The organism is Planctobacterium sp. AWH2_060, assembly GCF_056158425.1.
In genome coordinates, this window is the sequence record NZ_JBSWTG010000001.1 from 2,511,809 (window position 1) to 2,525,798 (window position 13,990).

Here is a 13,990-nt window from a genome sequence, read left to right on the forward strand (position 1 = left end):
AGTTCTGTAATACGTAAAAATGCTATGCTATTAAAACTTCCTCGCTATAGATAATCAAAAGGACGTTTACATGTTGTCGGGTACAAGCCTGCAAGCAGGATTTTTATTAAGTTGTCTCATAATATCGGGGGTCTCCCATGCCACCACTGAATCAGAAGCAACGGCACAATGTGTTATGGCACTTTACCAGGAGGCAGATGCCGCAATGACAGTGGCCGAGATCCGTGAACAATGTTCCCCAAAAGGTGACGACTCTGTAAAACTCGCACAGCAACAGAGTCTAACGGAAACAGAAGAAGCTCAAATAACTCCCGGACTAATCAGTCAACGACTGTACAACGAATCCCGAACTCAATTCGAACCCTTTGTGATCACCCCGCATCGCATGAATTATGTCTTACCGGTTTATACGACCAACTCAATCAATCGGCTGCCTTACGAAAACATCAATGGCTATCAGGAAAACCTGGCGGAAATAGAGGCTAAATACCAATTGAGTTTTAAGGTGCCGCTGCTGCAGGATGACTTATTCCTGAAAGACGATGCCCTGTATTTTGGTTTTACCCTGCAGGCATGGTGGCAAATCTACGCTGACAACATTTCCAAACCCTTCAGGGAAACCAATTATCAGCCAGAAGTATTTTATCTGGCACCGTTAGAATGGCACCCCCTGGGCGGGAATACTGCCTTTGTGATTGGTGCAGAGCACCAGTCCAACGGCAGAACGCAGGGGCTGTCCCGCAGCTGGAATCGCATTTATAGCCAGTTTTTATTCGAAAAAGATAATTTTGCTCTCTCATTCCGCCCCTGGAGCCGGGTTTCCGAAAAAGAAAAAGAATCCCCTTTGGATCCTAAAGGCGATGACAACCCAGACATTCAGGATTATATGGGCAATTTTGAATTGAGTATGCTATATCAATGGCACGACATGGAGTTGATGTTTCAGGGCCGCAATAATTTTTCCACCCACAATGGCTCCATTGAGTTGGGCCTGACCTTCCCCTTGTGGGGTAAGCTTCGCGGCTATGCCACAGCATTTAACGGTTATGGCGAGAGCCTGATTGATTACAACCACAAACAAACACGCTATGGCATTGGGATAGCATTAAACGATATCCTGTAGCGCGACTCACTCCAGATGCCCGAATCTATGCAAAACAGTAGGGAGCTGCAAAGCTCTCCTTTGTTGTCGATGCTGATAGTTTTCAGATTCGAGTTCAGCATCGATAAATTTTTTTCGTATTCGTTGCTGACAAGTTCAAAACCAGCCATTACAATTCAATAAATTTATAGAACACATATACGATATTTCTGATATGAATATAGCTAAAATCGATTTGAACCTGTTGGTTTACCTTGACGTGTTATTGCGCGAGGGCAGTGTTACTAAAGCCGCTAACAAGCTGAGTATTACCCAACCCGCAATGAGTAACGGTTTGCGTCGTTTGCGAGATTTGTTTAACGATCCGATTTTAGTACGCACCAGTGAAGGCATGACGCCCACTGAAAGGGCCTTGCAATTACAACCGGTGATCCGCGATGTGTTAAGCAAGCTGGAAGCCACAATTCAACCAGAAACAGAGTTTGAACCTGAAACCAGCGAACGCACGTTTCGCATTATGGCCAGTGACTACGCCGAATCTACGCTGCTGATGGTGTTGCTGGAGCAATTACAAGCACAGGCTCCACATATATCTCTGGATGTCATTACCCCCAGCGATGTCACCTACCACGACGTTGAACAGGGCAAGGTGGATATGGCCATTAACCGCTTTGAAGAACTGCCCCTGTCTTTCCACCAAAAGGTCGTGTGGTACGACAGTTTCTCCTGCGTAGTTAACGCCAAACATCCGTTTATAGACAGTTTTGGCAAAGATGAATACCTGGATTCAAAGCATATTTGGGTGAGCAAAACCGGCTTTGGTGTCGGTGTAGGGATTGATCCCAAAGAGATTCAAAAACTCGGCTGGGTAGATGCTGAGCTACAAAAACAAGGCTGTGTCAGGGATATCAGCGTATTCACCCGGCACTATCATGTGGCACTGCAACTGGCTAAAAAATACAACCTGATTGCGACACTCCCCAGCCGGGTAGCCAAACTCTATGGTGACGATCCAGCCGTTAAAATTATCGATCCGCCCTTTGATGTACCGCCAATTGCCTTAAAAATGGCCTGGAGTCCCTTGCTACAGCACGATGCTGGTCATATCTGGTTGCGTCGCCTGATAACCCAGGTAGCGGAAACACTTTAATACCAGCTCCACTATATATTACCCTCTCAGCGCTGCCTCAGGGACATTAGTTCGAAACAAGCGAATGAAAGAACACTGGTGGCCTACGAAGAAGACGAAATATTATTAATAATGTTCCTGAGGCGCGTCAAAAATGGGTAGATATATAATGGAACTGGTATGGCTCATTCATAAAATTTATAGCAACCATAGAGGTCATAAATTTCTATTAGTGTGTGCAGCGGGCGTAAACTGAAAGAAAACAGATTGAATTACACCAACCGATAGAATAGTTGGTGTACCGACCCTACAGTTTGAGGAAGTTGTACTATGACCACCAGCAAGGGTAATGTCCCCAGCAACTACATCACAGCAGGCAAGCTCGCTATTCATCCTGCGCTTTGGCAATTTATTAATGAACAGGCTTTGGCAGCAGTTCAATTAGAGCAAGACCGCTTCTGGCAAGGATTTGAAGCACTTTTAGTTGAGTTACAACCGGTCAATAAGGCGTTACTGGAAAAACGCGAATCATTGCAACAGCAAATTGACAGCTGGCACAATCAGCATCCGGAAATGGACTTTGCGACTTACAAGCAATTTTTGAAAGACATTAATTATCTGGTAGCGGAACCCGAAGACTTTCAGATCACCACGCAAAATGTGGATCCGGAAATAGCCACTATGGCAGGTCCACAGTTAGTTGTACCTATAAATAACGCTAGGTATGCCCTGAATGCGGCAAATGCCCGTTGGGGCAGTTTGTATGATGCCCTGTATGGTACTGATGTTTTACCGGGCAAAGCAGATACCTCCCTGGCTTATGATCCTGCAAGAGGTCAACAGGTGGTGGAATGGGTTAAAAACTGGCTGGACAAATCATTCCCACTACAAAGTGGTTCCCATAAAGAGGTCACCCGTTACCGGGTTGCTGGTAAAGAGTTAATCATTCAGATGCAGGATGGTTCGCAGCAGGCCCTGGCCAATGACAAGCAGTTTGTCGGCTTTCAGGGTGAAGCCGAAGCGCCCTCTTGTATTTTGTTGTGCAACAACGGACTACATGTGGAAATTCAGATAGATGCCAATCATCTGGTGGGTGAAGGGGATCCCGCCAACGTCAAAGACTTGGTACTAGAGGCCGCATTAACTACCATCATGGATTGCGAAGATTCAGTAGCAGCCGTTGACGGAGAAGATAAAACCCTGGTGTATCAAAACTGGGCAGGATTGATCCGCGGAGATTTAAGCCTTGAAATGCGTAAAGGCGATAAGGTTATCACCCGTACCCTCAACCAGGATCGCCAGTATACAAATAAAGACGGTGGTGCAATAACTCTACCCGGCCGAAGCCTGATGTTTGTGCGCAATGTTGGCCACCTGATGACTAACAACGCCATCTTTGTTAACGGCGAAGAAGTTTACGAAGGCTTAATGGATGCCGTAGTTACCTGCCTGATTGCCAAACAGGATGTATTGCAACAGGGTAAATACAACAACAGCAAAACCGGCAGCATCTACATCGTTAAGCCGAAAATGCATGGTCCTGAAGAAGTGGCCTTTAGTAACACCTTATTTGGCAAGGTTGAACAAATCTTGGATTTACCAGCCGATACCATAAAGATCGGCATTATGGATGAAGAACGCCGCACCAGTGTTAATCTGAAGGCCTGTATTGCCGCTGCCAAATCCAGAGTGGCCTTTATCAATACCGGATTTTTAGACCGCACTGGCGACGAGATCCATACCTCTATGCAGTGCGGAGCCTTTGCCCGCAAAGCCGAACTCAAGACCATGCCATGGATCCAGGCCTATGAAAAATCGAACGTTGCATTAGGACTGGCTTGCGGCCTGGCTGGCAAAGCCCAGATTGGTAAAGGTATGTGGCCAGAGCCAGATAATATGGCCAAAATGATGACGGCCAAAACAGGCCACGTAAAATCTGGCGCCAACACGGCCTGGGTGCCCTCGCCGACAGCCGCGACATTACACGCATTGCATTATCATGAGATTTCAGTGGCTTCCATGCAGCAACAGCTAAGCGAGGTTACATTCGACGGTTTGGATGACATCCTTAGCATACCGGTGAAGCCTGATGTGGCTAACCTTGCTGCTGAAGAAATAGAGGCTGAGTTAGACAACAATGTACAGGGCATATTGGGTTATGTTGTGCGCTGGGTACATCAGGGAGTGGGTTGTTCCAAAGTACCAGATATTAATAATGTCGGCTTAATGGAAGACAGAGCCACCTTGCGTATATCCAGTCAACACATCGCCAACTGGCTGGAGCACGGCATTGTTACTGAAGCTCAGGTTAAAGCCAGTATGGAAAAAATGGCAAAACTGGTAGACGAACAAAACGCTAATGACAATGAGTACATATCCATGTGTCCGGAACCGGAGAATGCCATTGCATTTCAGGCTGCCATGGAACTCATTTATGAAGGAAAGGCACAACCCAGTGGTTACACAGAACCAGTGTTACATCGCAAGCGCCTGGAAATGAAAGCCAAACTTGCATAATAAAACGCCTCTTCGGAGGCGTTTTTTTTATTTAGTGCGCCATCATTGTTTTCACTGCAAACCACATTCACACATGAAAAACAAAAAATATCCACCATTCACAAAATAAATATAGATAAAATTCAACAACTTAAGCAATGATAAGCCATACTACCACAATTTACGCCCGAGAAAACCCAGTTACAGGTGTTAAATCGCCCCAACAAACATTCACAAAATAAATAATGCAAATGCAATCTATCTATTAGCTGAATCGAAAATAGTTACTTAAAGTAGTCATCAACGGATTCGAAATTCAGGCGAAAGTTTTCAAAGCGAATTTCAGAACCCCAAAATTAACACTAATACCCCTACCAGCAGCTACAGCTGATAAAACGAGGAAGTAAATATGTCTCTTTACAGTAACGATATCGAATTAGTACAAGCAGTAATTGCAGCGCGTGGCAAATCCTGGGAAGCGATTGACGCTGAATCAGTAGCGAGAATGCGTGCACAAAACAAATTCAAAACCGGTCTGGACATTGCCAAATACACAGCAGACATCATGCGTGCTGATATGGAAGCCTATGACGCTGACAGTTCTAAATACACGCAATCACTGGGCTGCTGGCATGGCTTCATTGGCCAACAGAAAATGATCTCCATCAAAAAACATTTTGGTGGCAGCACAGAGCGTCGTTACCTGTATCTTTCTGGTTGGATGGTAGCAGCACTGCGTTCTGATTTTGGTCCTCTGCCTGACCAGTCAATGCATGAAAAAACCTCTGTTCCGGCATTAATTGAAGAACTTTACACCTTCTTGCGTCAAGCGGATGCCAGAGAGCTGGGTGGCCTGTTCCGCGAACTGGACGCGGCACGTGAAGCCGGTGATAGCGCTAAACAAGCTGAAATTCAGGACAAAATCGACAACCACCAGACGCATGTAGTACCAATTATCGCCGATATTGATGCTGGTTTTGGTAACGAAGAAGCCACCTACCTGTTAGCCAGAAAAATGATTGAAGCTGGTGCTTGCTGCCTGCAGATTGAAAACCAGGTTGCCGACGAGAAGCAATGTGGTCACCAGGACGGTAAAGTAACCGTTCCTCATGCAGATTTTCACGCCAAATTACGCGCCCTGCGTTATGCATTCCTTGAGCTGGGCGTGGACAACGGTGTTATCGTGGCTCGCACAGACTCTTTGGGTGCAGGTCTGACTAAAGAAATCGCGGTAGTGAAAGAGCCTGGCGATGCCGGTGATATCTACAACTCCTTCCTGGATGTTGAAGAAATCGCAGTGGAAGACATGCAACAAGGCGATGTAGTATTCAATAAAAACGGCAAGCTGGTTCGTCCCAAGCGCTTACCTTCTGGCTTGTACCAGTTCCGCAAAGGTACAGGTGAAGACCGCTGCGTGTTTGACTGTATCGGTGCCTTAAATGCCGGCGCAGACTTACTGTGGATTGAAACCGAAAAGCCCCATGTAGGTCAGATTGGCGGCATGGTTAACCGGGTTCGCGAAGTAATTCCAAATGCCAAGCTGGTGTATAACAACTCGCCTTCTTTCAACTGGACCCTGAACTTCCGTCAACAAGTGTTTGATGCCTGGTCAGAAGAAGGTAGAGATGTTTCAGCCTACATTCGTGACGATCTGATGAATGCTGAATACGATGACACTGAGCTGGCAGCGGCGGCAGATGACAAGATCCGCACCTTCCAGGCTGATGGATCTCGCGATGCGGGTATCTTCCATCACCTGATTACATTGCCGACTTACCACACAGCGGCGTTGTCTACTGACAACCTGGCGAAAGAATACTTCGGTGAGCAGGGTATGTTGGGCTATGTTGCCGGTGTTCAGCGCAAAGAAATCCGTCAGGGCATTGCCTGTGTTAAACACCAGAATATGGCGGGTTCGGATATGGGTGATGATCACAAAGAGTATTTTGCTGGTGAAAATGCCCTGAAAGCTTCCGGTAAAGACAACACCATGAATCAATTTAGCTAAGCTCTTTTACTGGGCAATAAAACTCAACGGCACAGTCTTTCCTGTGCCGTTTTTATATTCCTCTCATACAATTTCAGGTCGCCCTTGGTTGAGATATAGAAAAAGCAACAATTCCTGACTGCAATTACACTTTACAATCTGTTAATTTACCCTATTTTTAATAGCTTCGGTTAAGTATTGCGCTGACGAAAAAACGTGTTAGGATGCAGCGCTTTTTGTCCCATAGCTCTGAACAAGCTGTACTAAATTTTGAGGATTTTATTATGTCAAAAGTGTTAATTATTGGTGCCGGCGGTGTCAGTACCGTTACAGTGAAAAAATGCGCCAGGTTACCGGAACATTTTGATGAAATTTATCTGGCCAGCCGTACTCTGAGCAAATGCGAAGCCTTACAGCAAGAATGTGGTGAAGATCGCGTAAAAGCAGTATTTGCTGTGGATGCCGATGACAAAGATCAAGTTGCCGCATTAATCAATCAGGTTAAGCCCGATCTAGTAGTAAACCTGGCATTACCCTATCAAGACTTACCTATCATGGATGCCTGTCTGGAAACTAAGACAGACTACCTGGATACCGCTAACTACGAGCCAAAAGACGAAGCTAAATTCGAATACTCCTGGCAGTGGGCTTATCAGGACAAGTTTAAAGATGCCGGTATCATGGCACTGTTAGGCAGTGGTTTTGATCCAGGTGTTACCAACGTTTACACCGCTTATGCCGCTAAACACTATTTCGATGAAATTCATTACCTGGATATTGTCGATTGTAATGGCGGTGATCACGGTCAGGCGTTTGCGACTAACTTCAATCCGGAAATCAACATCCGTGAAATCACCCAGCGCGGTCGATTCTGGGAAAACGGTGAATGGAAAGAAACCGATCCATTAAGTGTGCGTGAAGATCTGCACTACCAAAACATTGGTGAGCGTGCCTCTTACCTGATGTTCCATGAAGAGCTGGAATCATTGGTTAAACACTTCCCAACTTTAAAACGTGCGCGTTTCTGGATGACCTTTGGTGATGCCTATCTGAACCACTTACGAGTATTAGAAGGCATTGGCATGACTTCTATCGAGCCAGTAGAGTTCCAGGGGCAACAAATTGTACCTCTGGAGTTCTTAAAAGCGGTATTACCTAACCCTGGCTCACTGGCTGAAGGCTACACCGGCATGACCTGTATCGGTACTTACATCACAGGTGTTAAAGATGGTAAAGAGAAAACCATCTTTATCTACAACAACTGTGAACACGCGGTGTGTAATGAAGAAGTAGGTGCTCAGGCAGTTTCTTATACCACAGGCGTACCCGCTATGATTGGTGCTGCACTGATGTTGAATGGCACCTGGAAGAAACCAGGCGTCTGGAACATGGAACAGTTCGATCCAGACCCATTCATGGACATGCTAAACCAACACGGTTTGCCATGGCATGTTATGGAATGTGACACCAGCCCATTCAGCAAATAACCTAACCTAAACCAAGGGGTCAGAGTTCTTGAAAACCCAATAGCTAGCGGTTTTCAGTTTCAACAACTCTGACCCCATGATTTCTTCTGAGGTGATCCACAATGACCGACCCTATGCTATCTCCTGAAATTCCTTCTCCCAGCTATGTTTGCGAAGAAGCGAAGCTGAAACGCAATCTTGAGTTAATGGCGCGCGTGCAACAACAATCGGGCTGTAAAATCATCCTGGCACTGAAAGGCTTTAGCATGTGGTCTACCTTTGATCTGGTTGGCGAGTACTTACACGGCTGCACCGCCAGCTCTGTATGGGAAGCCAAACTGGCAAAAGGAGAAATGGGTAAAGAAGTTCACGCCTACGCACCGGCTTACAAACCAGAAGAAATTGCTGAGTTAAAACAGTTGGTCAACCATATTTCATTTAACAGCCTGGCCCAGTGGCAGCGTTATAAAAGTGAATTTGTCGGTACCGATATCTCGCCGGGAATCCGGGTTAATCCTGAGCATCAGGAAGCCGATACCGAACTCTATGATCCCAGTGCGCCAGGTTCACGTCTGGGAATTCGGGCCGCTGATTTAGAAGGTCAGGATTTATCGGGTATTGAAGGTTTCCATATTCACAATTTATGTGAGTGCGATTCCTTCGCTACTGAGCGCACCATTAAAGCCGTGGAAGAGAGGTTTGGCAAATGGTTGCCGGATTTAAAATGGATTAATCTGGGCGGTGGTCACCTGATGACCAAAGCCGGTTACGATGTCGAACACCTGATTTCAGTATTGAAAACCTTCCGGGAAAAATACGATGTCGAACTCATCCTGGAGCCTGGCTCTGCGGTGGCCTGGCAAACCGGACCACTGGTGTGTGAAGTGGTGGACATTGTTGAGAATCAGGGTCAGATTGCAATATTAGACATTTCTGCCACGGCACACATGCCAGATGTACTGGAAATGCCATACCGTCCTGTTGTGCGCAATGCCGGAGAGCCAGGGGATAAAGCCTATACCTATAAACTGGGAGGAAACTCCTGTTTAGCCGGTGATGTTATTGGTAGTTACAGTTTTGATAGGCAACTGCAGCCCGGGGATCGACTCATATTTGAAGATATGATCCACTACACCATGGTAAAAACCACCTTTTTCAACGGTGTGCAACATCCCCACATTGGTATTCTGAGAGAAAACGGTGAATTTAAACTGGTAAAAACCTTTTCTTACGAAGAATTTCGCGCTCGCCTTTCCTGATTTTGGTGCAACCAATTCAGCATTTTCGGCTAAATCCCCCTGTACAACCTCTGTCAGGGGCAATTTTCCTGTCATTAAGTTAACCCAAGGAAAACACCCTGTTAACTGTTTGTTTATTGCCCAAAGCTGGTGCTGCTAAGCCTTTGATTTGGGATAGTTTTCCCCATAAAACTCAGCCATAAAAACGTAATCATAATGAAATCATAGAGTTACAATCCTGGCCCAACATTCGCATCTGTGAAATTAAGAAAAGCGGTGACTTCGGTTTTTTAATAAACTGGCTGTCCCTGCCTTTCTTCCCTTTCAATGCAATGGCGTATTGAAAGGTAAATCCAACGAAGGAGCAGGTTATGATAAGGTTGAAGAATTATCTATTTTGGGTTGTTTTATCGTTCACCCCTTTCATGCTGGCAGCAAAAGAAAATGTTGTAGTCCCCTATTACGACACGATTGAAGATCAATATGCCAGTGAACTTTTAACCCGTGCACTGGCCAGTCAACAGCATAAGATTAACACCACCCATTACTCATCAAATGTTTCCGGCCCGCGACTGGCTCAGGCATTTGATGCCAATGAGATCCAAATTCTGTGGTTACCAAAAAATGAGGCAGAAAATAGTGGCCACCACATAATATCAGTACCTGTTTTCAGAGGCCTGATGAGCTACTACAAGCTTGTGCAAAACACTTATGAGCCTGATATCCAACCTGAAAAAGAACTCAAGCAGGTGGAGCTGGGAATGTTTAGAGATGATGCTCAGGCCAGCTATCTGGAACAATCTGGTTATCAAGTAGTTAATGTTAAACACCTGGATAATCTCAAAGAAATGCTGTTTGGAGAACGGTTTAAAGCCATTTTAGCTCCCGCAGCCAGAATTGCTGACAGTAGCAGTGATGAGTTTAAAGTCATTCCGGGATTGGTAGCGATGGACAGCCCCTGGTATTTTGTAGTTCACAACAGTCGCCCTGAACTGGCTAAAAAGCTGCGTGATGGGTTGGCGGCTATGCTGCTGGACGGTTCGATGGATCAATTGTTGTTCGACACGCCCTGGATGGCTACGCTTTATGAACAACTTCAGGATGATGATACCTTGATTTTTTCACTGCCATCTGACGTTCGATCCGACGAAGTTCTGGCTTCGGAATTTTGGTTGTCTTTTAATAAACTTCCACTGCTATCGGCTATCAACTAAATCAGAAAAATCAGGCGGCCGTTAGGGCCGCCTGCCAAATAGTTTGGTTAAAACAGGTAAGTCTGAGTCTTAGTCAGCAACTCATTGGGGCTGAGCTTCTGCAGGACACACTGTTTCACGTCTTTTAGATTAAACACATAAACCTTATCTTGCTCATCTCTGCCACGTTCTCCTTTCCCACGGCTAAATTCTTTGAGCACAAAATTCAGTTTCTCAGAGTCACCCAAAGACTTTAAACCACTGCCATAATCACACAAGGTTTCAGCAACTGTTGCTTCAAAATCAGCCAGAAAACGATTCACCATTTGATTTTGCGCTTCGGCTAATTTGGCCTCCCGGCGCGCTTCTTCTTCTTCCAGCTCTTTGGCTTTTTTAGCAAATTCGGCTTTTTTGCTGTCGAGTTTTTCCAGCTCTGAGCGGACTTCCTTAAGGTCTTTTTCTAACGCTTTTTTGCGTTCCGATTCAGCATGACGCATCTCAAATTCTAAATCGCGAATTGTGCGCTCATACTCACGGCTTTCCCATTCCAGGTCCCGTTCCTTTTCTCGCAAATCACGACGGCGTTCGCGATGTTCGCGCATCACTTCTTTAGTGCGCTCCTGCACCTCTTCTATGTACTCCTCCATGTCCTCATCCACTTCAAACGAGAACGAAAAGTTGCCATCTGTTTCCGGATCAATTGCAATTTCCGGAGCCGGTGGTGGTTCAGGGAAGTTCATACCGTTAACCATTCCCTCAATGCTCTCCACCATATGACCAAAATCAAAACTAAAGTGCATGTTTCTGGAGGACGAGGTGTAAATATCAAATACCAGACCTTGACCCGCCAAATAGCCTGTCTCAATCTTCCTGAAACGGATCCCATCTCTACGGGTATTTTGCTTCAGTGAGGTGGTAAGGATGTTCTGCATAATTTGAGCGTCTTTATTAATGGCATCAAACTTGTCCTGTGCGTGTGCCGCTGTCATCAGCGACAAGCAAGCGATAACACTGGATACTAACATTGATTTTTTCATGTTCTGATACTCCATTAGTTGTCAGAAATAGGTTGTTCGTAGGTATCAGGCAGCCAGTCCGGATTCTGAGGGCCTGATTTAAAATCGGATTTAAGGCGATTGATCTGGCGAGCGTAAAACACCTGATCATCAGCGCGTTGTTCATTCACATGTTTTATCAGCTCTGCAAAATCTTCCCGCCTTTCAGTGCGGCTGGTCGCCAGCAGATAATTGGCCAACTGGGTGTTCATTTGCATCTGTTGCTGCTGCAGGTGATCTGCCTGTTCTTCAAACTTGCTGTTTTGCAAAGCGGCGTATTCGGCAATGCGCTCATTAACCAGCTGTTCGATTTTTTGTTGCTCGACAGCGCCAGAAAAACTGATGGTCATACTGCCCTGATGCACGGTGACTTCCATATTCAATGTCACCATCAGGATGGCCACAAACGAAGTTGCTAAAGATAAAGCGGGCAAGCCTCTCCACTGCCACCAGGGGCTGTGCTGTGTCTTTTCAAAGCCACTGCTGCGGTCCCAGTCAGGAACCTCTTCTTCGCTAAATTGTTCGGCCATAAATTGCAACCGACCATGCACCGCAACTTTGTCTGCAAAACTTTGGTCTTCGCGGCACCAGGTTTCAAATTGGTGTTGCTCATCAGCACTCAATTCGGCCTCTGCCCATTTTGTAAAGAGTGCTTGTTTGGCTTTATTGAGTTCAGACATACTCTACCTCCAGTAAGGACTTCAGTTTTTCCAATGCACTGTACAATCGAGATTTAACAGTATTGCTGGAAACGTTGAGCTGCTCAGCAATTTCATCAAAGGTAAACTGACCAAAAAATTTTAATTCCACCACCGCTTTTTGCGCTAAGGGTAATTGTGCCATCGCTTGTATAAGCTGCTGACTGTCCCGGTTACCAAATAACACCTGCTCCGGTGCTGCGGCCTGGCAAACCATTTCAGGAGTGTCATCCAGTGCCTGAGTTGGTTTTTTACGCCGATAAAACTCCACACAGCGATAGCTCGCAATGCGAAATAACCAGGCTTTAAACGCCCCCTCGCCACGGTAGGATGCCAAATTGCGAAATACCGACGTGAATATTTCCTGCATTAGATCCAAAGCATCCTCCCGGTTACTGGTCATGCGTAGCCCATAGTTGTAGATGGACTTTTCGTAGCGCTTAACCAGCTTCATCCAGGCTCCCCGGTTTCCCTGCAACGCCTTTTGAATTAATTGTTCATCCGTCTTTTCAAACACGCTTGTTTGTCCCAGGTGAATTTGTTGTGTTGTTGTTAGTTCTTAATGTCGAGGGGAGTAACAGAAAAGTTGGGGGAGTAGTAAAAAAACTTAAATTTATTTTTGATTCTGCTAATGCCCCCAGCATTTAATCGTTCTCAGCACTAATTCAGTTTGGGAACAGGCATGATAGGCGCAATTATTTCAGCGACTTTGCGAAACAGTTGCATACGGGTTGTACCATTGCGCCAGACCAAGCCTATTTCGCGAAATGCGTTTTGTTCTGCGTCTAAGGCACGTAGGGGGGAACCCTCCAATATGCCTTCAGATAACGCCATTCCTGGCAGGAATGTGATACCCATTTTGCAGCCAGCAAGCTTTATCAAGGTATGTATGCTACTGGCCGCCAACGCACTAACCTGCTCGGCGTGCTTTAAACCACAAGCGCTGACGGCATGCCCAGTCATACAATGTTCGGACTGTAAAAGAAACACACTGTTTTTAGGCAGAGAAGATATCTCCAGCGGATTGGGCAATTGCGCTAATACCTCTTCATGGCCCACCAGATGGAAAGGGTCATGGCCCAGCACCAGTTGCTTGCAGCCGGGGGTTTCCATCGGCAACGCCAGTACAAGGAGATCCAGTACACCATCGTTTAATTGTTTTAACAGATTTTCGGTGGTGTCTTCCTGTAACTGCAGGTTCAGGGTGGGTAATGCAGTACCGATATTACTGATCATTTTTTCAAATATAAATGGCGCTATGGTTGGGATCACCCCCACTTTCAGGTTACCCGCCTGCCAGTCGCCTGCACTCGTGGCATAATCCACCATCTCACTCGCCTGTTGCAGCAGTAGTTTGCTACGTTCAACAATTTCCAATCCAAACGAAGTAAAAATAAAGGTTTTGTGATCCCGCTCCAGCAACTGTCCATTGAGTTGCTCTTCCAGGTTTTGAATAGCGGTACTTAAGGTAGATTGGCTTACATGGCAACGCTGGGCTGCGCGATTAAAGTGTTGCTCCTGGTGAAGTGTTACCAGGTAATGAAGATGTTTTAAGTTAGGCCATTTCATCGTGATTCCAATGCACTAGTTTTATTTTATTATTCAAACAATAATCAATTTAATCAA

General features: G+C 45.8%; 11 protein-coding genes. 7 read left to right on the top strand and 4 right to left on the bottom strand.

Going from position 1 to position 13,990, the window contains the following annotated elements:
• Positions 1-70 precede the first annotated feature (70 nt).
• The 7 genes from ACXAD8_RS10765 to ACXAD8_RS10795 all read left to right on the top strand — a co-directional run bounded on the left by ACXAD8_RS10765 (position 71) and on the right by ACXAD8_RS10795 (position 10,632).
• Positions 71-1,123, top strand: a complete 1,053-nt coding sequence (locus ACXAD8_RS10765) for a phospholipase A (RefSeq protein WP_475228270.1) — start codon at positions 71-73, stop codon at positions 1,121-1,123.
• Between the two features lie 193 nt (positions 1,124-1,316).
• Positions 1,317-2,252: a LysR family transcriptional regulator gene (locus ACXAD8_RS10770; protein WP_475228273.1), complete on the top strand. Its 936-nt coding sequence runs from the start codon at positions 1,317-1,319 to the stop codon at positions 2,250-2,252.
• 309 nt (positions 2,253-2,561) lie between these two features.
• Positions 2,562-4,748 (top strand): malate synthase G, encoded by a 2,187-nt coding sequence (locus ACXAD8_RS10775; RefSeq protein ID WP_475228275.1) that lies wholly within the window; start codon positions 2,562-2,564, stop codon positions 4,746-4,748.
• Between the two features lie 388 nt (positions 4,749-5,136).
• A complete protein-coding gene (locus ACXAD8_RS10780; protein WP_475228277.1) occupies positions 5,137-6,735 on the top strand; it encodes an isocitrate lyase in 1,599 nt (532 codons plus the stop codon).
• Between the two features lie 263 nt (positions 6,736-6,998).
• Positions 6,999-8,201, top strand: a complete 1,203-nt coding sequence (locus ACXAD8_RS10785; RefSeq protein WP_475228279.1) for a saccharopine dehydrogenase family protein — start codon at positions 6,999-7,001, stop codon at positions 8,199-8,201.
• Between the two features lie 101 nt (positions 8,202-8,302).
• Positions 8,303-9,439: a carboxynorspermidine decarboxylase gene (gene nspC / locus ACXAD8_RS10790; RefSeq protein WP_475228280.1), complete on the top strand. Its 1,137-nt coding sequence runs from the start codon at positions 8,303-8,305 to the stop codon at positions 9,437-9,439.
• Between the two features lie 350 nt (positions 9,440-9,789).
• Positions 9,790-10,632: a hypothetical protein gene (locus tag ACXAD8_RS10795; RefSeq protein ID WP_475228282.1), complete on the top strand. Its 843-nt coding sequence runs from the start codon at positions 9,790-9,792 to the stop codon at positions 10,630-10,632.
• A gap of 47 nt (positions 10,633-10,679) precedes the next feature.
• Here the strand turns inward: ACXAD8_RS10795 and ACXAD8_RS10800 are convergent, their stop codons facing one another.
• The 4 genes from ACXAD8_RS10800 to ACXAD8_RS10815 all read right to left on the bottom strand — a co-directional run bounded on the left by ACXAD8_RS10800 (position 10,680) and on the right by ACXAD8_RS10815 (position 13,933).
• Positions 10,680-11,648: a hypothetical protein gene (locus tag ACXAD8_RS10800; RefSeq protein ID WP_475228285.1), complete on the bottom strand. Its 969-nt coding sequence runs from the start codon at positions 11,646-11,648 to the stop codon at positions 10,680-10,682.
• Between the two features lie 14 nt (positions 11,649-11,662).
• Positions 11,663-12,346, bottom strand: a complete 684-nt coding sequence (locus tag ACXAD8_RS10805; RefSeq protein WP_475228287.1) for a hypothetical protein — start codon at positions 12,344-12,346, stop codon at positions 11,663-11,665.
• On the bottom strand, positions 12,339-12,881 hold the full coding sequence (locus ACXAD8_RS10810; protein WP_475228289.1) for an RNA polymerase sigma factor: 543 nt from the start codon (positions 12,879-12,881) through the stop codon (positions 12,339-12,341). Before ACXAD8_RS10810 ends, ACXAD8_RS10805 begins: the two co-directional genes overlap by 8 nt.
• 143 nt (positions 12,882-13,024) lie before the next feature.
• Positions 13,025-13,933 carry a hydrogen peroxide-inducible genes activator gene (locus ACXAD8_RS10815; RefSeq protein WP_475228292.1) on the bottom strand — a complete coding sequence of 303 codons (909 nt, stop codon included), beginning with the start codon at positions 13,931-13,933 and terminating at the stop codon, positions 13,025-13,027.
• Between the last annotated feature and the right edge of the window lie 57 nt (positions 13,934-13,990).